Raw genomic sequence first — 24,414 nt, 5'->3', positions numbered from 1 at the left:
TATTCTGCTGCAGGCAGGCGACAATTCTGTTCACATCCGGAATCTGGCTGCTGCAGAGGCGCCAGACATCAGGGTCACCACTCTGCAGCCGCGGCGATTGTTGTAAGATTGATTGCCGCTATCGTCAGAACTAGGAGACACGCCGGCATTTGTTTGCTTCGCTTTTCTATTTTGCTGAGGCGCCACTATCTACTTGCGCGGTTTTATCCTGAAGCGGGACCACAAATGGCCGATCAGTGATAGGACTATGGCGGCCACAATGATCGGGAGCCAAATCGACATGGTTATGATGAACAAGGAAAGGATGACCGCACGTCCAAAGACCGATTCGGTGACAGGATTCTTAAGACGAGCAAAATAGGCGTAGATGATAAAGATGGCGGCTGGCACCATCCACGCGGCGACAAGCACCAGTAACAGGTCAACAAGTTGACTGCCATAATGGTACATGAGCGCGCCTCCCGACAGCGTCGGAGCGAATTGCTGTCACCGCTGCGAGAACTGCGGCGATTGTCGAGGAGAATGGGTTTTTGTTCGCGTTCGCGGGCATCTGCACGCTCGGCGCCCGGAGTCCGGGCCGATGCCCAAACTCATCCGAAGCCGCAGCCTTCGATTCCCCTGATCTAGGTCCTCTCAACGAGCACTCGCTGAGATGGCTCGGGCAAGGGCTCGTCCAATGCAATCATAACCATCGGCGGTGTTGTGCAATCCGTCCCACGTTACAAGCGCGCTTTGCGCAACTCCGGCACTGATCGAATTTCGCATCAGCGCAAAACGAGAGAATAACCCGACCCGTTCCTGCTTCGCGACATCGGCGATGATGCCCTCCATCGTTGGGTAGCTAGCTGAAGCGAGCACTTGCGGCGCATATTGCAGATCCATCAGCACGACATCGGCAGAGCCTGCCTTAAGCGCCCTTACCCCTTCAAGAACGCTCCTCTTGAGCCCTTGGTCCGGCCGACCACCCCAGGCGACGTCATTGGTGCCCAATTGCCAGATAACGAGATCAGGTGCGTGGGCGAAAACGTCACGCTCGAAGCGCGCGATGTTGTTCGGAATGGTGTCGCCGACTCGACCGCTGTTAATAACATCGATCTTGGCGCTCGATCTAAGCCTCGAGAGCTCTCGGCGCATCACCTCCGGGTACGTTGCCGCGGACCTAAGCTGCCAGAGTCCTACTGTCGACGATGACCCGATCGCCACAATCTTTATCGGCTCACCAGATCTCAAACGCGCCCCCGTGCGGGGCAGTTGCGCGCCCAGCGAGATATCCAAATTTGCCGCAAGACATCTCTCTCCAAAGGGTATCTCGTCCTTCGCTTGTGAGGGCGCGGTGCTGGACAGCCCGATCATCATGGCAGCACCGATCGACACTATTGTTCGAGCGGTTCGCTTTGCGCATGGCAGAATAAATTGACACATGTTCCCCAATAACTGGTCGATTCTCTCTTGACAACCCTTGGCGTCAAACGCTTCTGTCATTTGATTACAGGTCCATTGATGCGTGTACAGCGAGCATGAATCCGCGGATAGTCGCGGTAAGACCATGTCCGGAACTCCTGTAGCGAAGCGGCTGGTATTCCATATCGGCGGCTATGATCCGATTACGTCGCCTGTCAGCGCGCAATTACGCTTTGTGCGTGAGATTGCCAGGTTCCAACGTACCTGGTCAGTGAAAGCGGTCGTCGACAATTCGCATGATACCGCCGACCAAATGCAATGGAATGTGACGACAACCGGCCCCGATTGGCTCGTCGAAACCGATTACCGTCTGGTCCGATGGCACGACGTAATTGAGGCCTTCGGGCGTCGAAGCCTCGGCTCACGCATTTCCATCGGCATTCTTGCGTTTCTTGATTTCGTTTTATCCGGCACTCTTTGGCGCTACTTGCTGAGCAACTGGCGCTACGCGCTTTTCTTTCTCTATCCATTGGTCATGTTCGGATTGCTCATCGCGGCCGCCTTCTTGATTGGCGTGGTTGCATTCAAGATCACCGAGTCAATTCTCATTGCTGCCGGTGGCGGTCTCTTCGGGTTCGCAGCCGCCTTGGCGGGGCCGTGGCACTGGCTGCACCTGAGCGACTTGTTCGACGACTGGATTTTTTCTCACGAGTACGTTCGATGCGGTAATTCGGAAATGGAGCAGAAGCTGGATAGGTTGGCCGCGGAGTTCGTGGCTGCGGCGAGCAACTCCACCGCAGACGAAATTTTGGTCATAGGGCATAGTCTTGGCGCCGTACTTGCCGTTGATTTACTTGATCGCGCCTTGAAGCTGGCCCCTGCGCTCGATCGGAACAAAATTCCCGTCACATTCTTGAGCGTTGGATCATCCATACTCAAGATAGGCTTGCACCCAAAGGCGATACCCTTTCGCATGGCGGTCGAACGCGTCGCCAATTCGCGCGCGATCTTCTGGGGCGACTATCAGGCCCTCATCGATCTGTTGAACTTTTACAAAAGCCGGCCGATGGCCGATATGGGCTTGGCGGCAGAAAACGAGGCGACCGTCAGGGTCGTGAGACTTAGTCGAATGCTTGACGACGCCGTGTATCAACGTATCCGCTTCAATTTCTTTCGCGTGCACAACCAATTCGTCAGTGGAAATGACAGGCGAACATCGTACGATTACTTTATGCTCACATGCGGACCTATTTCAGCCAAATCCCAGACGGTCGCCCCGGATGGCGCCGTGTCGATGATCGCTGAAGACGGAGGGCTTATTGCGAGCGCGCCGCTCTCGAGAAGTGAACTGCCAGGTCGTCCCGGCGCGGCGGCCTAATTCAAATGACGCCCACCATTTCGAAAGTCATTTTCGTTGCCTTGGCGATCGGCTGGTACCTCATACGCCATAAGTACGCGCGGCGTTCCCGCCGTGCGAGGATTGTGTGGAGCGCTCGCGGCCCCCTGGAAACGGTGCTCCTGCTCATATCTCTTTCGGGACTTGGACTTGTTCCGCTCGTCTACATAGCGACAGGAATACCTCGTTTCGCGGCTCACAATTTTTATCCTTCGTTGGCTTGGCTGGGGTCTCTCTTTGCGATTGCTGCTTTGGGCGTGTTTCATCTGACTCATCGTGCACTCGGCCGAAATTGGTCGATAAGTCTCGATGTGCGGGAGAATCATGAACTCGTGACGGAAGGGATTTACCGGAGAGTTCGACACCCGATGTATTCGGCATTTTGGCTGTGGGCTATCGCCCAGGCATTGCTGCTGCCTAATTGGATTGCCGGCTTCGCGGGCCTGGCCGGCTTCGGCACTTTGTTCTTTGGCCGCGTCGCAAGAGAAGAGCGAATGATGCTGCAGACGTTTGGCGACAACTATCGCGAGTATATGGCACGGACCGGTCGGGTCTTCCCGCGGATACTGTGAAGTAGAATCCCGACACGTCTTGATCTGTAAGACCACGAAGTCGACCTGGAACCAAACGCCTCAATTTGCGTGCCATTTTCGCAACATGCAGCAAAAAACGGCTATCGGGGCTGCCGACTCCTTGGTCTATTCATTGCCGGCGTTGCTAGCGTCAGGTTATTTCTATGTGTGTCAGGTGAATTCCAACCCAGCCGAATCATGTGAGAACCCGATGTCGAAATTCGTGATCCTTGGAATCGCTTCATTAGCTTTCGCGGGGACAGCAGTTGCTGCCGACATGCCACGGCCTCAGCCTGTTGCCGCCGCCCCCACGCCGGTTGGCAAATACCCCGTTGGCAAATACCCCGTTGGCAAGAGTCCAGTAGGCAAATACCCGGTCGCGGCCCCGGCTCCGTTGGTGACCAAAGGTTGATCTGGCTATCCATTCGCGCGCCGGCGGCGTTCGTTTGGGGTAGGCGGACTATCTATGGCGGATCTTGAATCCAAGAGGATTCGAAGATGGCGGTAGTGATTCGGAAATATCTGGGTCTGGAGCTATTTGCGAGGGCCGCCATGCTGGCGGCCTTCGTGGGCTTGGGGGCTGGGTTCAGTAGCGCACAACCACTCGTGGCGCGTGCAGACGATCAGCAACGGGACGCTCCCCCCAATTCGGCAACGAACCATGCGGACAGCATGGCTGCTGTTACGCCAGGCGCCCCGCCGGCTGCATCGGATGTAAAACCAGTTAGAAGAGCTGCTGCCAAAGGTCCCTACTACGTTGATTTTCGTGCCCGCACGGCATCAACGTACGGTCATGCATTCGTCTGGTACGGAAAGACGAGCGAAAAGCAGGTCGAGGTCGCTGGTCTGGCTCCGGCCGGCGACGAGGTGCCGTACATTTTGGGTCACCTGATATTTGTCCCCTCGGAGACAGGTGCGACCTATGGTGATCTTGACGAGCAATATCTGACGGCCAGCTACCGCGTCTACTTGAATGAGGCCGATGCCCAGAAGGTGTTTGCCTATATCAAGCACCTGCAGGAGACTTCGCCGCTATGGAATGCGGCAACGACCAACTGCACTGCTTTCATTGGCCGCATAGCGACTTTTATGGGCCTCAACGCTCCGTTTCATCTGCTAACGCCTGAGGCATACGTAAACAAACTTAGAGAACTGAACGGGGGACGAAAAACGGTGCAGCTTGAACCCGAGCGGGGCTAGGTCTCTCAGTATTGAGCTCATCCAGCTTTCCTGTCAGCCGTCTCGACAGGCCCTCGATTTCCCACGAATTCAATGAGCGGCGTCATCCGAGAAAGCGCGGCGCAATGTTGACCGTCCAAAGCGGACAAACAACCGTCGGGAGGATCCGCCGCGAACGGTCCAAGATGCGCAGAGGCTGCGGTCGAGGCGATCGCGACGCGTGCTGACGACGAGTTGCTTGGCGCAGGTGAGAGCGGTTAGCCAAGTCAAAGCGTTTCGCTCGGGCAATGGCCGTAGCGACCCGATGGTAAAGTCCCTGGCGCTCGTCCTAGAACACGAGGTCATCGGCAGACAGTTGTTCACTTGCCTCGAACGTCGAGCACTGACATCAATCAATCAATGCGACTCGCGTAGGCGGCAAGTTGATAGAGGCTCTCCAGAATCTGTCTGTAGTCCATAAAATTTCGCGCAAGGACGCGCAGGATCGAAATTTGTACCATCAGGGCACTCATCGCCGCTGTTTTCGCACCAGTATTCAGGGGACGCTAATGCGGGTCCATATCATTCTTGCCAGCCTGGTCCTCTTGCTCATTGGGAGGGTCAGCGGCACGGTCGTTGATAAAGGAACCGACGCGCAGAAATCTTGCGGACTACTTGTTCAGAAATCGTTTCGTGATCAGGACGAAGCCCGGTTCGCCGGCGCATGTGAGGGAATGATCGAGACTGCGATGCTCTTTTCACCAAATCTGCCAGCTGAGGTGCGTGCATGCCCCCCCGCGCAAGGCAGTGTCTTGGAAAGTGCCAAGGTCCTTCTACAATACATTGACAACAATCCGGATCGACTGAATGAACCAGGGATTACCATTGCACTCGAGGCGTTCAGAGATACTTGGCCTTGCCATGGGGACGATGCCGAGGCGCCAGGTGGCCCGAAACCCAAAAAACGCGCGTCGAAAAAATCGAAACAATGAAGTACTCCCACCGCGACCGAAGAGCGCAGATCAGGAGACGCCTCAAAGGCGCCAAATAGGCGGCGCAGTAGACATTATACGAACGCATGAGCGCCAACAAACTGCGTGGCATTGTGCCCTCAACGCCCGGGCCGGAGCAGCATGACGATCCCCTGCCGCGTCCTAATGATCTATCCGAAGTTCGTTCCTAACTCGTTTTGGAACTATACGGAAGCCTGCGAACTCGTCGGCGCGAAATATCCGGCGGCGCCGCTCGGCCTAATCACCGTCGCGGCCATGTTGCCGAAGCATTGGGACATCCGTCTCATCAACCGTAACACCGAGTCGTTGACTGACGCGGACCTCGAGTGGGCCGATCTCGTCATGACCGGCGGCATGCTCAACCAGCAGCCCGATGCCGTCTATCTGATCGATCTCGCCCATCTGCACGGCAAGCCCGTATGTGTCGGCGGGCCTGACGTCACCTCGAGCCCGCATCTCTACGCGGACGCGGACCTCCAGGTGCTCGGCGAAGCCGAGCAGGTCATCGGGGACTTCATCGCCGCCTGGCAGGGCGGCGAGCGCAAGGGCGTGTTTGTCGCCGAGAAATTCAAAGCTGACGTCACGCAAAGCCCGATGCCCCGCTACGATCTGCTCAAGTTCGATCACTATCTCTTCATTGGCGTGCAATATTCGCGGGGTTGTCCGTTCACCTGCGAGTTCTGCGACATCATCGAGCTGTATGGTCGCGTGCCGCGCACCAAGACCAACGATCAGATTCTCGCTGAGCTGCAAGTGCTCTATGATCACGGTTATCGTGGGCATATCGATTTCGTCGACGACAATTTCATCGGCAACAAGAAAAACCTCCGCACCCTGCTGCCGCGGCTCAAGGACTGGCTGGAAGAGCGCGACTATCCGTTCGAGTTCTCGACTGAAGCCTCTATTAACATCGCGGACGATAGCGAATTGTTGCAGGCAATGAAGGACGCAAACTTCTTTGGAATTTTCGTCGGCATCGAGAGCCCGGATCCGGAGACGCTCGTGCAGATGAAGAAAAAACAGAACACCAGGCGCAACATCGCCGAGTGTATCCATAAGATTTATAGCTACGGCATGTTCGTCACCGCGGGCTTCATCGTCGGGTTCGATACCGAGAAGGCCGCGATGGGACAGGCAATGGTTGACTTCATCGAGGAGGCGAGCATTCCAGTCTGCATGGTTGGACTGCTTTATGCGCTGCCTGGTACACAGCTGACGCGGCGGTTAGCCAATGAAGGCCGTTTGCATGAAGGCCATGACCTCATGAACGTCGAGCAGGCGGGCGATCAATGCACGCTCGGCTGCAATTTCGACACCAATCGTCCGCTTCGTGACATCCTTACCGATTACAAGACCGTGCTCGGGAACGTTTACAGTCCGACAGCATACGCAGGGCGCCTGTCACGTCTCGCCGACATGCTCGACCGATCGGACCGGCGCCGCGACCTGCCGGATGGTGACGTGCGCAAGAGAATTGGCGGCATCGACAGCGTACACCAGATCATGCGAGCCCTGCCGCCGGTACGCGAACCTTTCTGGAAGACCTTTGTCGAGGTGGCCAAGACAAATCCAGGCGCGCTGCGTTACATCGTAATGCTGATGGCGCTGTACATGCATCTCGGGCCGTTCTCGCAGCGCGTGATCAGTGAGATCGACCGCCGCATAGACGAGCTGAACGATATGCCTCCCGTGAGGACCACGAGGGTTGAGCAGGCGCTACCGCCAGCGACGGTGTAGCCACAGCCACTGGTCGGGATGTTCGCGGATCCAGCCCTCGATCACCGACGTGACCGCTTGCATCGTTCCCTGAATGTCGATTTGCCCGGCGGCGTCACGGACCGGCTTAACTTCTTCAGACAGTTCGGCACGAAAGCGGTGTCCGGGCAGGCGGATGATGCGTACGCCATGAATCGGGCACTCGATCTGCCGGAGCAGCCGAGCCAGCATCGGATTGGCCCTGGTCTTGCGGCCAAAGAAAGTAACCTCGACGCCATTGGTCAGATACTGGTCCACCAACATCCCGACGTGCTGACCATTCTTCAGAGCCTCCGCAAGCTTCAGGGGGGCGTCACGGCCTGCCGGAATCAGCGTGCCCATTTTTACGGCTCGCATATCCTGGATGATGCGGTCGGCCGACGCGATATTGGGCCGGCGATACAGGATCGCGGCGTCTAGTCCGTGCGCGACGGCGGCAAGCGCGGGAAGTTCCCAGTTGGCAAGATGGCTTGCAAAGATCAGTGCCGGCTTACCGTCGAGCCGCAGCTGCGTGAACAATTCGTATGAGCGCTTCTCGATTTCGATCCGGCCGTCCTCGGGGCGTTCGGGATCGTAGTCCCAGATGTGATCGAGATGTGCGAATTCTGCGCCGATACGACCGAGATTGTCCCAGACGCCTGCAAGAATGGCCTCGATCTCTACGGGCGACTTCTCCGGGAATGCGGCGATCAGATTGGCACGACCGATCTTTTGCTCCCGCATCAGGGGCCCGATTGAGCGGGCGATCCGGCCGAATAGGTTGGCTGTCCTGATCGGATCGAAATGGCGGGCGGTACGCAGTATTCCGATCGTCAACGCACCCACCACGGATCGTCCCACGGGTTTGGTCACGTCGCGAAGTCGGGCCCTGGCACGAAGCGGACGATGCATCAGAAACGAACGAAAATCCAGACTAACAGCTATCCATATGTTTAGTGCGCATGGTTATACCAGCGCTGCGCGAGACGATCAAAGACACTAGCGAGTTGTGTCAATTCGTTCGCCGGAAGCACGGCCGGGGGCACGCCGCATCAGCGGCGTGCTGGGCTAGGCTGCTGGGTGAACGAAAACCCCGCCGAGGCGGCGCCACGAGCATGATAGTGGGCACGGGTTCTATGCGCCGTGATTCAGAATTTCGACGGGACTTAGATGCAATGCGACACTGACCTGGCCGAGCGAAAGCGCCTCCTCGAGCTGGCCGCGGAGGTGCGCCTGCGCGCGCACTCGATTGCCCTCGGCGAGGAACGGGATTGACTGATACGCAAGGCGAGACTCGCCAGTTTCCTCGCGCGGGTCGGGTTCTTCCCCGCAAGGACGGCCCCGGCCTGGGGCTTGTCTGATTGCCGGGGCCGCTTGGATCGGCCTGGCGCAAAGGAGTTCGCCCGGCCGCGTTAGCCTTACCGCAGGTAGGCAATTAACTAAAGTGAGGCGGCCTTACTCTTTCACTGCTTCGTAGGATCGGACTGCCAGCCAGCGGTCGAACGCGCGCTGCTCGGACGCCCATGGTCCCTCAGTCAGTCCTGGCCATCAGGCCACGATGTCGGCTCGCCGTAGCGACCTGGCTTCTTGAGACTTGCAACGCCCTTTGCCGATAAGCCCATCTCGTGTTGACCCCCCGGACTCGGCCGTCGAAAGTGACCGGTGAGGGCCCATCTTGCCAGTGTGCCTGCACCATATAAACCATCATGCCTGACGCTGAACTTCGGCAAATTATGGTAGTATTGAGAATCTGTTCAGTCCTCCTCGACGGGGAAACGGGATGGCGGATTTCGTGGGTGAGCGCAAAAAGAATTTCATGGCGCATCGGGCGCCGCCGTGGCAGCCCGGGCAATCCGGTAATCCCAAGGGTCGGGCGCTAGGTTCGCGCAACAGGATGTCAGAATCTTTCCTCGAAGACCTGCGCGCAACGTGGGAGAAGCACGGTGCTCATGCCCTGCAGACTTGCGCAACGGAGGACCCGACAGGATTCGTCAAAATTGTTGCGTCGCTGCTGACCAAAACATGTTGATTTGAGTGTCGGCGTTGACGCGGTCCAGTTCGTGACGACCTTTCGGCACGCGCTTGATCTCTTAGGCAACGAGCCGCCATCATCGCGCCGCCGCTTCGCCAAGGTGATTGAGGCTGAGGTGATCGATGATGCCGATCCTGAGTGATGAGCAGATTGCCGAAATTCGCCACCGGATTGCCGAAGGAGATGTGTCGCCGCGTGAGTGCCGCTACCATCTCTCGCCGTTGCGGACACGGGCTGAGGTTTTCGGCTACTGCATCGAAGTTGCGCGGCGTGAGGGGTGGGATGAGGTCGAGGTAATCGACGCGCTGCTCAAGGTTGCCACGCCCTATCGCGATGACGTGCGTGATGTTGAGCAGGTGCTGCGCGCGCTGGGTTATGCGGCCGTGTCCGATCATCTGAAAGCAATTAGCCGGCATCTGTCGCTGCGGCCACCTAAGCAATGGCCATGCCTGACGGCACCTCGCTCTTCTCACATACCAGTCAACCGTCGCGCGCGAAGGCATCTGAGCTCGCTATCGAGGTGCTACGTGAGCGTGCGGCGGCAAGGGCAGCCGATATCGCGCCGGTCATTGCGGAGCTACAGGGGAGCGGCGCAACGAGTCTGAAGGCCATTGCAACTGGACTTACCGAAAAAGGCATTGCAACCGCACGCGGCAAGAACTCATGGACCGAGACGCAGGTCGCACGCGTGCTCGAACGCCTACAATAATTCGAAATGAACTTTCAAACCTCCCCTAGGTACCATGCCCGGCCTCAAAGATATCCCCCCGCCCCCCTGCATGTAGCTGGTAAAAAAGGGACTGCCCGCGCCTGCCGGGCAAATCATCAGCTGCAGTCATCATATGTGACAACTTGGTGTAATTTCACTGAAGAGAGTGGGGTGGAAAACGTGGTCCCAAGTTCATCTTCGTCCTCGCCGGCACTCAGTGGCCATGAACCGGACAGTGAAGAAACCGGCCAGAATCTTCCGTGACGGCGCCCACAATGTTGGTCACGGTCCGGACCTTGCGTCGGCCGCAATCAAATGGACTTTTGAACCGTAAGGCTGCTCCTCGCGACAGAACTCATGCTAGGGGCGAATGGGTCGGGTGGTAGCGTCATGCGTATCAAGACACTCGCGTCACATTTCCTTACCTGTATCGTGACCCTCGCCGCTCTCATTGGGGCGCAGCAAGCATTTTCCCGTCAGGCAGATGCCGGCGCGGGAGCTTCCATATTTGTTGTTCAGGTCGCCAATAGGGCAGTCAAAGGCGACAAGCTAACCCCTGTGCGAGCACTGCCTAACGACGCTCGTTGCAAGCCGCCGATTGACGTCGTGGGACGTTGTTTTGCCGACGCGAGATTGAACTCAGAGCCTAGCCTGACCTGAGTGGCACTCCTTGCCTTTGCTTGGGGACTACTCTGGCTTAGGCGCTAACCTTCCGGAGGATGCCATCTACCCTATCAACCTAGCCGACGAAACCGGAAAGCCTCTCGACGGGCGAACAATTACACGCTGCACTTCGACAAAGGCGAGACGCCGCCAGCGGACGCCTTTTGGTCCATTACGCTCTATGACGCCCAAGGCTTCCAGGTTGCGAACCCGATCAATCGGTTTGCGGTCAGCAGTTGGATGCCGTTCTTATAACGCGGATGGATCACTGGACCTTTACTACCAGAACGAAAGTCCCGGTCCAGGCAATGAGGCCAACTGGCTTCCCGCCCTAAAAGGCGCATTCAATTTGCTGATGCGCCTCTAGCTCCAAGATCAGCGGCCCTTACAGGCAAGTGGAACCCGCCGCCGATTGCGCGAGTGGCGCTCCCGACTTTGGGTGCGCAATAGGACGCCCGTCACCCGAAGCGGATGTCGCCTAATGGGTCCTTCGCGTCATTTCGCGGTGACGCAGTATTTTGGTCGCTTCCGGCGCGAAGCGGTCATTGACGGCCGCGCCGCCTTAACGAGCACCGACGCAAACCGCTCATTCGACAAGTGCTACCCTAGACAGGCCGTCTCGCCTAAGGGATCATGTAGCGCGAAGCGAACCGGGGCACCGCCATGGATGTCGGAGGTTGGCTGCGGGGGCTTGGCCTCGTACAATATGAGGCAGCATTCCGCCAAAATGACATAGATGAGACAGTCCTTCCGGGCCTGACGCACGAGACCCTGAAGGAGCTTGGCGTGGCCTCGGTTGGGCACCGCGTGAAGCTGCTGGATGCCATCGCAGCGCTACGTAACAACAAGAGCGATAAGAGGCTCGTCGTCGAGGCCGCGACCACATCGAGCGTCCAAAGCGTTTCAGAAGACCGTGCCGAGCGTCGCCAAGTCACGGTGATGTTTTCAGACTTGGTCGGGTCAACGGCGCTATCGGCGCGCCTAGACCCAGAGGATATGCGAGAAGTCATCACCGCCTATCAGGGTGTCGTGGCAGAAACCATCGGTCGTTTCGGAGGCCTCGTTGCGAAGTACATGGGCGACGGGGTACTCGTGTATTTCGGCTACCCTCAGGCCCATGAAGACGACGCCGAACGCGCCGTGCGTGCCGCTCTGGAAATCATTGCTGCAGTTGGCGCGCTCAAATTGTCCGTTCCGTTGCAGACCCGCGTTGCTATCGCGACTGGGCTGGTCGTCGTTGGTGATCTCGTCGGGTCTGGCGAAGCGCAGGAGCGCGGTATTGTCGGCGAGACGCCGAACCTTGCGGCTCGTCTACAAGGCGTCGCCGAGCCGAATACGGTAGTTGTTGCCGAGACGACGCGTCGACTCGTCGGCAATCTCTTCGATCTGCGGGACCTCGGACCTCAGGAGCTTAAGGGATTTGCCGGGCACGTTGGAGCGTTTGCGGTGTTGCAGTCCAGTTCGGTCGTGAGCCGCTTTGAGGCGATGCACCCGGGCGAGCTAACTGCACTGATCGGACGAGAAGAAGAGCTTGAGCTACTTTTACGACGCTGGGCGACAGCGAAAAGCGGCGATGGCCAGGTGGTGCTGCTATCGGGTGAGGCCGGGATAGGCAAGTCAAGGCTCTCGGTCGCGTTAATGGACGGGATCGCAGGCGAACCGCACACGCGGTTACGTTATTTCTGTTCGCCACAACATACAGACAGCGCATTCTACCCGATCATTGGGCATTTTGAACATGCCGCCGGATTTGCCGTCGGCGATACAGTACAAACAAAGCTCGAAAAGCTCGATGTCCTGCTGGCACAGAGCCGGACGTCCCGGCAGGATGCAGCGCTGTTGGCCGAGATGCTGTCACTTCCCAATGATGGCCGCTTCCCCACACTGGAGCTTGCCCCCGAACAGCAGCGTCAGAAAACGCTGGAAACACTCGGCATTCAATTAAAGAGCCAGGCGCGCTCCAGCCCCGTGCTGATGATCGTGGAGGATGCGCACTGGGGCGACCCCACGAGCCTCGAAGCGTTCGGTCGCATGGTAGATCTGATCGCAACGGCTCCCGTTCTCATGATCGTGACATTGCGGCCCGAGTTCAGGGCACCTTGGACTGGACAACCACACGTCACCGCTCTTGGGCTCAGTCGGCTCGGGTATCGCGAGGTCGGCAGCATGATCGATGGCGTAGTCGGTGACAAACAGCTGCCGGCGGGCTTCAGATCGGAGATCATCGAGCGCACTGACGGCGTCCCTCTGTTCGTCGAGGAGATGACGAAGGCAGTGCTGGAGGCCGAGGGGGAGAGGGGAGCGGTGAAAACTGGAGCCGCAGTTTCCTCTCCAGCGCTCGCGGTGCCCGCCAGTTTACATGCTTCTTTGATGGCGCGGCTCGATCGGTTGGGCACAGAGGTCAAAGCGATCGCGCAGATCGGCGCGGCGATCGGACGAGAATTTTCGCACTTTCTGCTGGCTGCGGTGGCGTCACAAAGGGATGGTGAGCTGAAGCGGCCTTTGGAAAAATTGGTGGAAGCTGGACTGGTCTTCCGGCAGGGCAGTCCATCGCGAGAAAATTATGTCTTCAAGCATTCGCTCGTACGCGACGCAGCTTACGGCACGTTGCTGCGGCCGGCCCGCAGGGAGCTTCACCTTCGTATCGCCCGTGCCCTCGAACAGCAGAGGCCGGATGTTGTCCAAGGATCTCCCGAAAGTCTCGCGCATCACTATACGGAGGCCGGCGTCCTCGAGCGCGCGGCGGCGCTGTGGGGCGCGGCTGGACGACGCTCCCATGCGCGTTCGGCACTGGCGGAGGCTGAGGTTCAATTGAGCCGGGCGCTTGGCTTGGTCGGGACCTTGCCGTCGACGCCATCGCTGCGCCGCGAGCAGATTGCGCTCCAGGTCGAACTGTTGACCGTTCTTATGCACACCAAGGGCTACGGTGCCGACCAAACCAAAGCCGCTGCGGAGCGTGCCCGCGTCCTCATCGAGCAAGCGGAGGCGATCGGGGAACCGCTCGAAGACTCGATGCTGCTATTCTCGGTGATCTATGGTTTTTGGGTGGTCAACATCGCCGGGTTCAACGGTGACGCCGCCCGCGAACTCGCCGACCAATTCATGCAGCTTGCGACAAAGCAGCTCAACTCGGGCCCGCTCCTGCTCGCCCATCGCATGATAGGAGTGACATTGATGTCGGTCGGTATTCCCGCGATGGGGAGAGCGCATCTCGATCAGGCGATCGCGCTATATGATGCTGCGGAGCACCGCGCCTTGGCAACGCGTTTTGGCACCGACGCCCAGGTCGCAATCTTGGAATGGCGGTCGCGAACCAACTGGCTTCTTGGTTTTCCCCTGGCAGCGCGCGGGGATGCCAACCGGTCGTTCATCTGCGCCCGGGAAATTGATCAAGCCGCGACGTTGATGCATGCCTTGGCGCATTCTACCGCGACACTGATCCTCTTGGGCGACGTTGCCGAGGCAGGTGCTCGTGCGCGGGAGCTCGTCGCGCTCGCCGAGGACAAGGGATCGTCGTATTGGAGCGCGAACGGGCTGATGTGGCTAGGCTGCCTGATGGCGCAGACCGACCGTGCGTCCGAAGCCGTTCACACCCTGGCCTCGTCGATTGAGATCTATCAGTTGACGGGCGCCACGATCTATATTCCATTCGTGATGTCATATCTCGCCATGGCGCATTCCCAGCTTGAGCTGCACGACGAAGCGCTCGACGTGATCGACCGCGCGATTGCCATGGCCCAGAGCACCAAAGAACAATGGTGCGAGGCCGAACTTTACCGGACTAAGGGCAAACTGATTCTGCGAAGTGGGAACATGGCTGCGGCCGAGGCCCACTTCGAGCACGCGCTCGAGATTGCACGTCGACAGCAGGCGAGGTCCTGGGAGCTGCGCGCTGCGATGAGCATGGCGCAGCTTTGGCGAGATCAGGGAAAGCGAGGTGAAGCACGAGAACTGCTTGCTCCGGTCTACGGCTGGTTCACCGAGGGCTTTGATACATTGGACTTGAAAGAGGCGAAGGCCCTGCTCGACGAACTGGCGGCATGATGGCGCGCATTCTTGTCATGGAATGTCGGCTCGTGGCCGTTCGCGCCATTTCGCGTCAAAACGAGGTTGCTTTCGAGCGAGTGCGGGCATCGAATGGTCGGCGAGACTGACTGGCTCGGTCGAGAATGACGTGGTGGACGACGCCCGCTCCCGGCATGGAATGTGCCAAAGGGTAATCGTTGAACAACGAATCAAGAGGGGTCGTCCAAATGCAGGTTAGCACCATCGGCGTTGATCTCGCCAAGAACGTGTTCCAAGTGCACGGCGTGGATGGTGTGGGCAAGGTCGTCATCACCCGTAGGCTACATCATGAAGGACGGCCCCACGATCGCGATACTTGAAACGAGACGCTCAAGCCCCAAGCGGCAGGCGGCCCGGAATAGGTCCGGCCCGATCTCGCCACGCTCGAATGGCGCAACTTTGCGCATGTGCAGGGGGAGGGGGCGCAAGTCATCGCCGCCCATCGCGAGAATGTCGAACGCGTAAAGCTGCACCTCGTGATCGTGCATGCGCGAATGCAGCGCATTGAAGTCGGATATACCGTCAACGCCAAGGATCACGACCTCGCCGTCAATGACGAAGCGCTTCTGCCGGTTCTTCAGTGCGGCCTCGGCGTTCCAAGGATAGCGCTTGGTCCAGAGTCGCAGGACCAACTCGACTGCGGGGGCGAGTTCGGGACACCGGCGCGGCGACCGATGACACCGACACGGACATCGCCGCTGTAGATCAGCCACGTTTCGCGGTGCGGATCATCCTTGCTGCGGCGGCGGGTGAGAGCGGGCATGCCGCGATCAAAGGAGCGCATGACCTTGCTGGCAAATTATCAATCCCTCGTGGATCAGATCATCGCGAGACCACAGTCGGTGTGAACAGGTCTGCACGCCGGGAGATCTCAGAGAATGTCTGCCGTGTGCGCGAACCTCGGGGAGGTCATAGAATCGACTCGGGGCTTACGTCTGCTTAGCTCCCAACACCGACACGAGAGCCGACATTCCGGGACCGCCGCTTTGGGCCACATCCGGGAGAGAAGGCAGACCTATTTTTCTCTATCGGGCGCTTTGGGAGTATCCCGCAGCGGGGCAACTCGGCGATCTGTTCTTGAGATTGGCTGCCGCCTCAACAAGTACCCGGCGATCGCGGGATCGGACGTAGCCTCTGAAATGGCGATCGAGCCATCTCAATTAGGCGGCCATCGCGTGCTGAAGGACAATCGCCTGTTCTCGATTATGAACGGCGATAGCCGTATGGGTGTAATTGCCTGTCCATTTCGTATTCGCGATTTGGCAAAGAAGTTCTCTACCTTTAATGACGTGAAAACCTATTCCTTTGTCGTCCGACGGGAAAATAACCAAGACCACATCGTGTTTGGCAATAACTACTCTCAGCGCACGCGCCTTATCATGGGAGAGCTGGATGAAGCTGCGGGTTTGGTTTGCGAGCTCGCGCAGCTCTTGGAAATTAGTCATATGCATACTCCACGCAACTAACGACCGACTTTAGAACAATATACTTACGGAAGGATAAACCCTCCGATGAGCCAAACGAACTGCCAGCGTTGTGTTCGTGAATTGGCCGCGCTGAACCTAATTGGGGCCTTCCTTTCGATGAAGTTCCAAATTGAGCTGCGGGGTTCACATACCAGCTGAAGGCGCTGCAAGAGCCCGCTGTATCGCGGATTTCGACGATGCCCGCGGCAAGATCGCTAACTGGGTCGCCGACTACAATCTCCGACGGCTTCACTCATCGTTGCAATACCTGGCCCCCGCGGCTTATGCCGCCCACCTCACCGCAACGGACGACCGGCTACGCAATCCCGACCAGCTCCGCCGATCGTCCGTTGCTCCACCCGCGCCACTTGGCGTACAAAACCCTGAGACTCTAACCGTCGCTGGATGAAAACTCAGTGGCAGCTCATGGCTGCCTCAGCTGTGTTCCGAGCTGGGGCCGTTCCTATTCTTTGTCGCTGCCAAACTCATGCCTCGGACTACGCGTTAGGCCGGTTCGCGCCAGCAGCAGATTTAATGTCGAATGCGACATTGAGAAAGGACGCATTGACTAGCCGGGGTTTATCGTCGCGCCTGGCCGCGGGGCGACCCGCGACCAGGCGGTCGAGCGCCGCGGCCTAGACCAGCCCCAGGCCGATGGTTGCTCGGCGTTCTGAGTACCAATCAATGTGCTACGTGTGAAGGTGAAGGTGGTCGCAAGGTTTACGCGTGGGTCTGTCCAAAATTGAACATACCGTACTTAGTAGCTGATCTAGGCTCGAGCTGCTTGGCTCAGCCAAAACCGCCAAGCGTCCTCTCCAGCGGCCCCGACATTTAGGGTGTGGGGGCCGTTTGCTTTGGTGTCCCGCTCGAGGGCCAAACCTGAATATTTAATCTGCGTATGTCGACAACTGGACTCTCTGCGCAGATCGGGCGGACTAGACTGTCGATGCGGCGCTACCCGTGCGTTAGCCCATGGACCGCCGGCCCACACCTCCCTCTAAACCGCCGGGGGCCGGCTGGTCCAAGGACCCTTTCCCAATGGCCATCTTAACGCATCCATTCGGTTTTGATCTCAATTCGGAAAACCGGCGCTTCTTCTCGGTTTCTGACCTCCAGCCTCCACGTGCCGCCAGGATACGGGTGGTGGTCGCCGTGGATATCGAAAAAGTACCTCGGCAGGGCGGACGAACGCGGGCTGGACTGGGCCGTTCCTCGGCCAAGAGCAGGAAGCACTCGAATTGACTCCGCCTGTTCCCGAGAAGAAACTTGGGAACGGCAAGCAAGGCGAAGGCGACGTGGCATGAAAGACTATCAAGCCCAGCTAGAGAAGCTCCGCAATGATGCGGCTGAATGCGCTCTGATCCGCGATCTGGCCACCGACAAAGCCAAGCGCGAAATGTTCGACCGGCTCGCCAGCCATCTGACTGTTCTGGTCGACTTGAGCTGCCACTGAGTTTTCATCCAGCGACGGGCGCTTGGCGATCAGAAAGGGCCGTTCTCTCCCCTTAGCGGCCATGGCGCGAAACGCGAAATTTGTATATGGTTACGTCTGTTCTGACCCCACCCCGGGGATCGAAATGCGGCGACGCGGTGGAAGCGAACAACCGATCAAGGGTCGGCGCGCGCGTAGGCCCGAGGCCAAACCGTCGATCGCGGTTCCATCGATTGCCGATTTGCAGCGCCAGATAGGCACTCTCACAAAGGAACTGAACGAGGCGCGTGAGCAGCAGACCGCGACCGCAGAGGTGCTGCAAGTCATCAATCTAACGCCCGGCAATCTCGCGCCGCTGTTCGACATGATCTTACTGAAGGCACATTGCCTCTGTGAGGTCGCTTATGGCAGCTTGCAGGTCTATGACGGCGAGCGGTTCCGCGCGGTTGCGGTGCATGATTTGCCAGAACAATTCGCCGATATCTTGCGACGAGGGTTTCGGGGGACCGATCATCCGGTCGGCCGTCTCTTGCTCGCCGGCGAACGTCTCGTGCATCTAGCCGACTGCGCGGAAATTGACCATCCCGTCATGCGAGGTGCGGTCGAGCTCGCCGGGATTCATACGGCGCTGTTCGTGGCGCTGCGTCGCGACGACACGCTCCTCGGAATGATCGTCTGCGGCCGGCGCGAAGTTAAGCCCTTCACCGAGAACGAAATCGCCCTCCTGGAAGGCTTTGCCGCGCAAGCGGTGATCGCGATCGAGAATGCACGTCTTCTGACAGAGACGCGCGAGGCGCTGGAACGGCAGACCGCAACGGCCGAGATCCTCAAGGTGATTGCGAGTACACCGTCCGACGCGCAGCCGGTGTTCGATGCGATCGCGACCAGAGCCAAGGGCCTGCTCGGCGGCTTTTCCAGCGTCGTATTCCTCTTCAACGACGGCATGGCTCACCTGAAAGCGTTCACGCCGACTACGCCGGAAGCAGATAAATTTTTAACATCAACCTTCCCGCGTCCTGTGGGCGATTTCGCTCCGTTCCGAATGACACGGGCGGGCAACGTGACGCAAGTTCCTGACACTGAAGCGGGGACTTACGAACTCAAGGACCTTGCCCGCGCACGCGGGTACCGCAGCATGTTGTTCGCCCCGCTGATGAACAAGGACGAGTCAATCGGATTCATCTCGGTCACGCGCGTTCAGCCCGGCTCCTTTGCCGATCATCACGTCCAGCTCTTGCAGACCTTCGCCGATCAAGCGGTGATCGCAATCGAGAACGCGCGGCTGTTCAACGAACTCGAGCACCGCACAAGGGATTTAGGCGCATCCCTTCAGCAGCAGACTGCAACCGCGGATGTGCTCAAGGTCATCAGCCGCTCGACATTCGATCTCAAAGTGGTGCTCAACACGCTGGTCGAGTCGGCTGCAGGTCTCTGTGAAGCGGACCAGGCTGTCATCGCTCGACCGCAAGATGCAACTTACTACTTTGAAGCGGGCTATGGGCTTTCTCCGCAGTTCGCGGAATTCGTCGCAAACTACCCCGCCAAGATTGACGGAAGCTCGGTTTCGGGACGAGTGCTGATCGAGCGCAAGATTGTCCACGTTCCCGATATCTTTGCCGATCCTGCTTACGTGACGCAAACGGTTGGCGACTTTCGTACCGTGCTTCGCGTTCCCATGCTGCGGGGAGAGACGCCAATAGGCTTTATCACCTTGGCTCGCAACTCGGTGCGGCCATTCAACGACCGGCAAATTGACCTCGTCGTGACTTTCGCAGATCAAGCGGTGATCGCGATCGAGAATGCGCGGCTCTTGGGTGAGTTGCGCGAGCGTCAGGCTGAATTGCGCACCACCTTCGACAACATGGGTGACGGCGTCGCGATGTTCGACGCTGCGGCCCGCCTCGCTGCCTGGAATCGAAATTTGCAGGAGATGCTGGACCTGCCGGAGGCCTTCCTTGCCGAGCGGCCAAGCTTTGCCGAGCTTTTCGGCTATCTCTCCCTCCGGGGGGAGTTCGGCTCGGCTGAGCTCGAAGCGCAATTGAGCCGCTCCATCGAGCATACCAGGCAGGAGATGCGCTACGAGCGCACGCGGCCCGACGGGCGCGTCATCGAGGTGCGCCGCAACCCCGTGCCGGACGGCGGCTTCGTGCTGATCTATGCCGACATCACTGAGCGAAAGCGCGCGGAGGAAGCGATTCGCGCGGCACGCGATGCTGCCGAAACTGCATTGCGCGAGTTGCAGACGGCGCAGGACCGCCTGGTGCAGACCCAAAAGCTCGCGTCACTTGGTCAGCTCACTGCTGGCATCGCGCATGAGATCAAGAACCCGCTCAACTTCGTCAACAACTTCTCGAGCCTATCGGTCGAACTGATCGACGAACTGCAGGAGACCGTCGAGCGAGTGGAGGCCGACAACAAAACGCGGACGGAAATCACGGAATTGACGGATACTCTGCGCGATAATCTGGGCAAGATCTTGCAGCACGGGAAGCGTGCCGATTCGATCGTCAAGAACATGCTGCTTCATTCGCGTCAGGGTAGTGGCGAGCGCCGTCCCGCCGACATCAACGCGATTGTTGAGGAAAGTCTCAACCTCGCCTATCACGGTGCGCGCGCGGAGAAGCTGAGTTTCAACGTTACGCTCGAGAGGGACCTCGATCCCACTGCTGAGATGGTTGAGCTTTATCCGCAGGAAATCACGCGCGCCTTCCTCAACATGATTTCAAACGGCTTTTACGCAGCCACGAAACGCAAGGAAGTGGCTGGTGATGGTTTCGAGCCAACGCTGAGCGCAACAACAAAAAATCTCGGCGGCGCCGTGGAAATCCGAATTCGCGACAACGGCATCGGCATTCTACCTGAGCTCAAGGAGAGTATCTTCAATCCGTTTTTCACTACCAAGCCGGCTGGCGAAGGAACGGGGCTCGGCCTTTCAATCTGCCATGATGTCATCGTGAAACAGCATGGCGGAAGGATCGATATCAATACCGAGCCGGACGGTTTTACCGAATTCATCATCACGCTGCCGCGCACTGCGACCGCACCATTGCGGACCGGAGGCAAGGGTTGAGCGTCTATATTCTGGTCGTCGATGACGAGCCCGATGTGGAAGCGTTATTCCGTCAGCATTTCCGACGTGATCTGCGCGCCGGCCGCTTTCTCGTCGAGTTTGCACCTTCCGCGTCCGTGGCGCTGCAACGCGCGGCAGAGGTTCGGGATGCCACTCTCATCCTGATCCTTTCAGATATTAACATGCCCGGGATGAGTGGGTTGGAGATGCTGCCGATTGTGCGCACCGCCCGACCCGACGTTCCCGTGATCATGATTTCAGCCTACGGTGATGCCGAAACTAGGCGGAAGGCGCTGGAGAACGGTGCGAGCGACCTATTGACCAAGCCGATCGACTTCGCGGCGCTGCGCCAGGAGATTGATGCAAGACTCGAGCAAGCCGCATGACCGCCACCATCCTCGCGGCCGTTCGTCCTGATATGTAGTCACTTGCTCAAACCTCTCAGCGAAGCGGTTAAGATCGTGCATGGAGCGCGCCTCCTCCAGCACCAAGCGGAATGCAGCCGAAGGACGGCGGCATCTTGCTAGGCAAGAGGAACTGATCGCTAGTTAGATCGGGATGGCCACGACACGCGGTCCTCCCGGTGCCGGTCACAAGGCGCACGACTAAGGGGAACGAAGAGATTGCCGGGAAGTGTCCGCGCCGGAGCATCTTCGCGCGGCCTCCCTTTCACAACAGCCGGAACTTGCGTGAAGGTCAGACGTCAGGACTGCGGGAACGAATTGTCGCATACGGACATTCTCCAAGTAGACAATCGAAGGAGAGTAGGATGCGCAAGTACCTGTTTGCCGCGGCGATCGCGAGCGCGATTGCGACGCCTACGGTTGCTGATGAAGTTGGTGTTGGTGTTCAGGCGGGGCCAGTGGGCGGAGGCGTCTCGGTCGGAGAGTCTCGCGAACACCGGCCCGTCGATCGAGACCGCGCAACTGTCGTCAAGGAGCGCGAGCCTCGGGAAACGGACAGGACGACCGTCATCAAGAAAGAGAATGAGGACGGCAGCCGAGAGAAGACCTTCATTCATCACGATAACGACTAGCCAAATAGCCCGGACCAGCATCCGGGCTGTTTTTGTTGCTGCGTTGCACGCTCTAAGGGAAGCCTCGACGACGCGCCGATTAGCTTTGACGGCAGACAGATCGCTTGGATCGCGAACGTTGTTCGAGGAGTCGGCGGAAATTCAATTGAGGCATGGCGATTTTGTGCGTTGCTCCGGCCGTGCCATTGCAAAGCTTGCCAGATGTGCCCATGCGCGTGGAATACAGTCCAGCGATGGAACACTAAATTTCCCATATTCTATTTTCTTCGTGGGCCATCTAGCGTCACCTTCTGACCGGACTTGACTGCTGCATAAGCGACGCCGTCCACCTCTATCGAGTGGATGTCGTAGCCGTAGATGATCGCCTCGTCTTCTTGGCTTCGTACCGGCCTGCGCCAACGTCCGGAAAGGTGGTATGTCATTCTGCCGCACGCAGACCCTGCTCCGTCAGCTCATATCGCTCGCCGTGCTTAACGAGCCAGCCGCCTTCAACCATCCGCTGAGCCAAGGCTTTCGAGCATGCGGGTACCGCCCGTGTGATACAGGCCATCTCTGCGCTCGAACAAGAAGCTGTATGCGCGCGCGAGCCGTAGCGGCTTGAGCATTGCCGGGAAAAGAACGAGATGAGCTCGGGAGTCATGCCTTTGGACGCTGATGCGCACCAGTGCACCGATCTTCAGGAGCTTGAGGCGGATGGTGCTGCAGGTGGCGTCCGCAAAGGTGGTTTCGGCAAGGCCGATGCGCCGCGGGGCACAGATCAGCACGTAGACCATCGAGGCGAAGCACAACCGCAGTCGGTTGGCGCGCATGGTCGCCGCGGAAGTGCGGTCGGCGTAGAGGTCGAGCTAGATGTCCTCATAGAGCTGCCGCGCGCCCGCCCGCCTCACTGTCTAGCCGGTCCCTTCGCTCCGCTTGTGGGCTTGCTGCTCCAGCTGCTGCTTCAGCAACTGCTGCAGCGGGCTCCAGCAGACCTCACACAAATCGCGAGCCTCGTCCGGCATTACCTGACGATCTCCGTCGGCCCAGTTGACTGTGATATGGGCCCAACCAACGTGGTTGTCCGACGAGCGCAGACAGCAGTCGCAAACGAATGTCGTCTCGATGCTCATCCATCCCTCATCCCGTTCGCTCAACCGAACCACGCGTGCCGACGGCCAGGGTTCCGAATAGCCTCACTCATATCGATCGGAGATACCGCGTCGCTGCGCTCGGCGAGTTTGTCCCACTCGGCGGCCAAGCGCAGCCAGCCCTCCCTGTCATCCTCGCTTATGGCCTGCTCTGCCATAAGACGGCATTCTTCCGCTCTATCCTTGAATTCATTTACGTCAGGCTGGACCACGGTCATCCTGAGCTTCCGCTAAACTGGCGGAAGGGCGGGTAGGTTCCAGCGTCTGATGCGGGACTACACCGAGGTCCGCCACGCCGCCGGCTCCTGGCACCACGAGCGCCGCATCGTCGCCCGCATCGAGGCGAGCGAGCACGGGCTCGATATCTGTTATGTCGCCACCAGCCTGGGCATCGGCTCGGCTCAATGGATCTACGACAGCCTCTATTGCCAACGTGACAGGCCTAGAACCTGATCAAGCTGCACAAGGGCCAGCCCGCTTCCGATCGGACCAGCTGCCGCTCGGCGCTCGCCCTCGTGCTCCACACCGCCGCTTATTGGCTCGTGCTTGTCGTGCGCGACAGGATCCCGAAACCGCGCGACCTCCCCACCCCCTAGTTCGCAACGATCAGGCTCAGGCTTCTCAAGATCGTCGCCCGCATCGTCGAGACCACAAGCCGGATCCGCACCGCCTTCGCCGCAGCCCCTCCCGAGGCCGACCTGTTCCGCGGCCTTGTCAACGCATTCTTCGCTCAACCGCCGTGACCAACGGGGCGGCTGATGCCCCGTTCATCCCCATCGCTCCTCAAACGCGTTCCCCACGTTCATAGGATGGCCGCGGTTCTTCACCTTAACCCAAATCTTCTGCCGGCCACCGCGGTACGGCCGACCAGCCCCTCGAGGCCCATCCGGCACGCCGCTCGGAATTAGATCGGGGCCAATTTCGCGCGCTGATCCCGTCTGGACGCCGAGCAAGCAACTGCTCCAGATTGGTCTTGCGCAGGTGCAGCGGCAGATCGCGAAGATCATCGCTGCCCATCGCGAGGATATCGAAACCGTAAAGCCGCACCTCGTTGTCATGCTTTCGGGAGTGCAGCGCGTTAAAGTCGGAGATCCCATCGATGCCGAGGATTACGGCTTCACCATCAATCACGAAATGCTTCTGCCGGTTCTTCAGCGCGGCGTAGGCTATCCAGGGATAGCAGTTGGTCCAATCGCTGCGGTTGCGGGAGAGTAGGCACACGTTCTTGTTCTTCCGGATGACCAGCATCCGGTAGATCCTATGCAGGCGCAGCGGGCGGAAAGGTGTACCAGCTAGCTCTCCGTCCATCAGGCGGCCTCAGGATAAAGCGCTGATCTAACTATTACGTGTTTTAAAATAAGACCGCAGCTGACCCTCCAGCTGCGACCAGCCGCGGGTCCAACAATAGAGATACGGACAGCCATAGAAAGCGGGTGCCCACCAATCGCTTCCATCCGTGCGGCGTGCACCGTAGAGCTTGCATTCGGCAAATAGTAAGGCTGCCAGCCATGAATGCGTCATTGCTGCAAATACAACCTCT

Annotated in this window: 21 protein-coding genes and 5 pseudogenes; 17 read left to right on the top strand and 9 right to left on the bottom strand. The window is 58.7% G+C overall.

The window, feature by feature from the left end; all coding sequences use genetic code 11:
* Window positions 1-189: 189 nt before the first annotated feature.
* On the bottom strand, window positions 190-450 hold the full coding sequence (locus SO140_RS39130; protein WP_474801556.1) for a hypothetical protein: 261 nt from the start codon (window positions 448-450) through the stop codon (window positions 190-192).
* 183 nt (window positions 451-633) lie between these two features.
* Complete coding sequence (locus SO140_RS39125; RefSeq protein WP_498543881.1) at window positions 634-1,356, bottom strand: SGNH/GDSL hydrolase family protein; 723 nt, start codon at window positions 1,354-1,356, stop codon at window positions 634-636.
* Window positions 1,357-1,546: 190 nt separating this feature from the next.
* Here SO140_RS39125 and SO140_RS39120 point away from each other — a divergent pair, with 190 nt between their 5' ends.
* From SO140_RS39120 to SO140_RS39100, 5 genes are all read left to right on the top strand, one after another.
* Entirely contained in the window at window positions 1,547-2,779 is a 1,233-nt protein-coding gene (locus tag SO140_RS39120; protein ID WP_474801552.1) for a hypothetical protein, read from the top strand.
* A gap of 5 nt (window positions 2,780-2,784) precedes the next feature.
* Window positions 2,785-3,369: a protein-S-isoprenylcysteine O-methyltransferase gene (locus SO140_RS39115; RefSeq protein WP_474801550.1), complete on the top strand. Its 585-nt coding sequence runs from the start codon at window positions 2,785-2,787 to the stop codon at window positions 3,367-3,369.
* Between the two features lie 498 nt (window positions 3,370-3,867).
* Entirely contained in the window at window positions 3,868-4,569 is a 702-nt protein-coding gene (locus tag SO140_RS39110) for a hypothetical protein (RefSeq protein ID WP_498541838.1), read from the top strand.
* 527 nt (window positions 4,570-5,096) lie between these two features.
* Complete coding sequence (locus SO140_RS39105) at window positions 5,097-5,519, top strand: Rap1a/Tai family immunity protein (RefSeq protein WP_474801546.1); 423 nt, start codon at window positions 5,097-5,099, stop codon at window positions 5,517-5,519.
* 141 nt (window positions 5,520-5,660) lie between these two features.
* Entirely contained in the window at window positions 5,661-7,277 is a 1,617-nt protein-coding gene (locus tag SO140_RS39100; protein WP_474801544.1) for a B12-binding domain-containing radical SAM protein, read from the top strand.
* Here the strand turns inward: SO140_RS39100 and SO140_RS39095 are convergent.
* Window positions 7,257-8,186 carry a lipid A biosynthesis lauroyl acyltransferase gene (locus tag SO140_RS39095; protein ID WP_498543880.1) on the bottom strand — a complete coding sequence of 310 codons (930 nt, stop codon included), beginning with the start codon at window positions 8,184-8,186 and terminating at the stop codon, window positions 7,257-7,259. The two genes, SO140_RS39100 and SO140_RS39095, sit on opposite strands and share 21 nt — an antisense overlap.
* Before the next feature lie 868 nt (window positions 8,187-9,054).
* Between SO140_RS39095 and SO140_RS39090 the strand changes: the two genes are divergently transcribed.
* From SO140_RS39090 to SO140_RS39070, 5 genes and pseudogenes are all read left to right on the top strand, one after another.
* Entirely contained in the window at window positions 9,055-9,303 is a 249-nt protein-coding gene (locus SO140_RS39090; RefSeq protein ID WP_474801540.1) for a DUF5681 domain-containing protein, read from the top strand.
* 125 nt (window positions 9,304-9,428) lie between these two features.
* Window positions 9,429-9,911 carry a hypothetical protein gene (locus SO140_RS39085; RefSeq protein WP_498543888.1) on the top strand — a complete coding sequence of 161 codons (483 nt, stop codon included), beginning with the start codon at window positions 9,429-9,431 and terminating at the stop codon, window positions 9,909-9,911.
* Window positions 9,827-10,015 (top strand): recombinase family protein, encoded by a 189-nt coding sequence (locus SO140_RS39080; protein ID WP_474801638.1) that lies wholly within the window; start codon window positions 9,827-9,829, stop codon window positions 10,013-10,015. The genes SO140_RS39085 and SO140_RS39080 overlap by 85 nt, the downstream gene beginning before the upstream one ends.
* A 694-nt stretch (window positions 10,016-10,709) precedes the next feature.
* Window positions 10,710-11,128, top strand: a pseudogene (locus SO140_RS39075) (DUF1214 domain-containing protein); the annotation flags it as partial.
* A 213-nt stretch (window positions 11,129-11,341) separates the two neighbouring features.
* Window positions 11,342-14,722 (top strand): ATP-binding protein, encoded by a 3,381-nt coding sequence (locus SO140_RS39070; RefSeq protein ID WP_498543879.1) that lies wholly within the window; start codon window positions 11,342-11,344, stop codon window positions 14,720-14,722.
* A 302-nt stretch (window positions 14,723-15,024) separates the two neighbouring features.
* Here SO140_RS39070 and SO140_RS39065 read toward each other — a convergent pair.
* Window positions 15,025-15,360, bottom strand: a pseudogene (locus SO140_RS39065) (ATP-dependent DNA ligase); the annotation flags it as partial.
* Between the two features lie 369 nt (window positions 15,361-15,729).
* Here SO140_RS39065 and SO140_RS39060 point away from each other — a divergent pair.
* From SO140_RS39060 to SO140_RS39035, 6 genes and pseudogenes are all read left to right on the top strand, one after another.
* Window positions 15,730-16,209 carry a hypothetical protein gene (locus SO140_RS39060; RefSeq protein ID WP_498541831.1) on the top strand — a complete coding sequence of 160 codons (480 nt, stop codon included), beginning with the start codon at window positions 15,730-15,732 and terminating at the stop codon, window positions 16,207-16,209.
* Between the two features lie 193 nt (window positions 16,210-16,402).
* Window positions 16,403-16,618: pseudogene (locus tag SO140_RS39055) on the top strand (integrase core domain-containing protein); the annotation flags it as partial.
* 891 nt (window positions 16,619-17,509) lie between these two features.
* Complete coding sequence (locus tag SO140_RS39050; RefSeq protein ID WP_474803586.1) at window positions 17,510-17,662, top strand: hypothetical protein; 153 nt, start codon at window positions 17,510-17,512, stop codon at window positions 17,660-17,662.
* Between the two features lie 124 nt (window positions 17,663-17,786).
* Entirely contained in the window at window positions 17,787-20,711 is a 2,925-nt protein-coding gene (locus tag SO140_RS39045) for a GAF domain-containing protein (protein WP_498543878.1), read from the top strand.
* Window positions 20,708-21,097: a response regulator gene (locus SO140_RS39040; RefSeq protein ID WP_474803595.1), complete on the top strand. Its 390-nt coding sequence runs from the start codon at window positions 20,708-20,710 to the stop codon at window positions 21,095-21,097. The genes SO140_RS39045 and SO140_RS39040 overlap by 4 nt, the downstream gene beginning before the upstream one ends.
* A gap of 383 nt (window positions 21,098-21,480) precedes the next feature.
* Complete coding sequence (locus SO140_RS39035; RefSeq protein ID WP_498541833.1) at window positions 21,481-21,747, top strand: hypothetical protein; 267 nt, start codon at window positions 21,481-21,483, stop codon at window positions 21,745-21,747.
* 641 nt (window positions 21,748-22,388) lie between these two features.
* Here the strand turns inward: SO140_RS39035 and SO140_RS39030 are convergent.
* The 3 genes and pseudogenes from SO140_RS39030 to SO140_RS39020 all read right to left on the bottom strand — a co-directional run.
* Window positions 22,389-22,592: pseudogene (locus SO140_RS39030) on the bottom strand (transposase); the annotation flags it as partial.
* A gap of 45 nt (window positions 22,593-22,637) precedes the next feature.
* Window positions 22,638-22,856 (bottom strand): hypothetical protein, encoded by a 219-nt coding sequence (locus SO140_RS39025; RefSeq protein ID WP_474803601.1) that lies wholly within the window; start codon window positions 22,854-22,856, stop codon window positions 22,638-22,640.
* Window positions 22,857-22,876: 20 nt separating this feature from the next.
* Window positions 22,877-23,092 carry a hypothetical protein gene (locus tag SO140_RS39020; RefSeq protein WP_498541834.1) on the bottom strand — a complete coding sequence of 72 codons (216 nt, stop codon included), beginning with the start codon at window positions 23,090-23,092 and terminating at the stop codon, window positions 22,877-22,879.
* Window positions 23,093-23,138: 46 nt separating this feature from the next.
* On the opposite strand from SO140_RS39020, the pseudogene SO140_RS39015 reads away from it, so the two are divergent.
* Window positions 23,139-23,617 (top strand): annotated as a pseudogene (locus SO140_RS39015) (transposase); the annotation flags it as partial.
* 85 nt (window positions 23,618-23,702) lie between these two features.
* Here the strand turns inward: SO140_RS39015 and SO140_RS39010 are convergent.
* A complete protein-coding gene (locus tag SO140_RS39010) occupies window positions 23,703-24,122 on the bottom strand; it encodes an ATP-dependent DNA ligase (protein ID WP_498543877.1) in 420 nt (139 codons plus the stop codon).
* 87 nt (window positions 24,123-24,209) lie between these two features.
* Window positions 24,210-24,414 (bottom strand): hypothetical protein (locus SO140_RS39005; RefSeq protein ID WP_498543876.1); only part of this gene is annotated, 205 nt, incomplete at its 5' end.

This window comes from Bradyrhizobium sp. UFLA05-108 (genome assembly GCF_059803455.1).
The sequence above is the reverse complement of the archived record's forward strand: the minus strand, read 5'-3'. Positions and strand labels throughout refer to the sequence as shown.

Excerpts from the sequence above, each read along its gene's own strand:
- SO140_RS39090 (WP_474801540.1), top strand. The coding sequence starts at position 9,055 with ATGGCGGATTTCGTGGGTGAGCGCAAAAAGAATTTCATGGCGCATCGG.
- SO140_RS39010 (WP_498543877.1), bottom strand. The coding sequence starts at position 24,122 with ATGCTGGTCATCCGGAAGAACAAGAACGTGTGCCTACTCTCCCGCAAC.
- SO140_RS39125 (WP_498543881.1), bottom strand. The coding sequence starts at position 1,356 with ATGATGATCGGGCTGTCCAGCACCGCGCCCTCACAAGCGAAGGACGAG.
- SO140_RS39105 (WP_474801546.1), top strand. The coding sequence starts at position 5,097 with ATGCGGGTCCATATCATTCTTGCCAGCCTGGTCCTCTTGCTCATTGGG.
- SO140_RS39110 (WP_498541838.1), top strand. The coding sequence starts at position 3,868 with ATGGCGGTAGTGATTCGGAAATATCTGGGTCTGGAGCTATTTGCGAGG.
- SO140_RS39130 (WP_474801556.1), bottom strand. The coding sequence starts at position 450 with ATGTACCATTATGGCAGTCAACTTGTTGACCTGTTACTGGTGCTTGTC.
- SO140_RS39120 (WP_474801552.1), top strand. The coding sequence starts at position 1,547 with ATGTCCGGAACTCCTGTAGCGAAGCGGCTGGTATTCCATATCGGCGGC.
- SO140_RS39115 (WP_474801550.1), top strand. The coding sequence starts at position 2,785 with ATGACGCCCACCATTTCGAAAGTCATTTTCGTTGCCTTGGCGATCGGC.
- SO140_RS39045 (WP_498543878.1), top strand. The coding sequence starts at position 17,787 with ATGCGGCGACGCGGTGGAAGCGAACAACCGATCAAGGGTCGGCGCGCG.
- SO140_RS39025 (WP_474803601.1), bottom strand. The coding sequence starts at position 22,856 with ATGAGCATCGAGACGACATTCGTTTGCGACTGCTGTCTGCGCTCGTCG.
- SO140_RS39020 (WP_498541834.1), bottom strand. The coding sequence starts at position 23,092 with ATGACCGTGGTCCAGCCTGACGTAAATGAATTCAAGGATAGAGCGGAA.
- SO140_RS39100 (WP_474801544.1), top strand. The coding sequence starts at position 5,661 with ATGACGATCCCCTGCCGCGTCCTAATGATCTATCCGAAGTTCGTTCCT.
- SO140_RS39085 (WP_498543888.1), top strand. The coding sequence starts at position 9,429 with ATGATGCCGATCCTGAGTGATGAGCAGATTGCCGAAATTCGCCACCGG.
- SO140_RS39050 (WP_474803586.1), top strand. The coding sequence starts at position 17,510 with ATGAAAGACTATCAAGCCCAGCTAGAGAAGCTCCGCAATGATGCGGCT.
- SO140_RS39035 (WP_498541833.1), top strand. The coding sequence starts at position 21,481 with ATGCGCAAGTACCTGTTTGCCGCGGCGATCGCGAGCGCGATTGCGACG.
- SO140_RS39095 (WP_498543880.1), bottom strand. The coding sequence starts at position 8,186 with ATGCATCGTCCGCTTCGTGCCAGGGCCCGACTTCGCGACGTGACCAAA.
- SO140_RS39070 (WP_498543879.1), top strand. The coding sequence starts at position 11,342 with ATGGATGTCGGAGGTTGGCTGCGGGGGCTTGGCCTCGTACAATATGAG.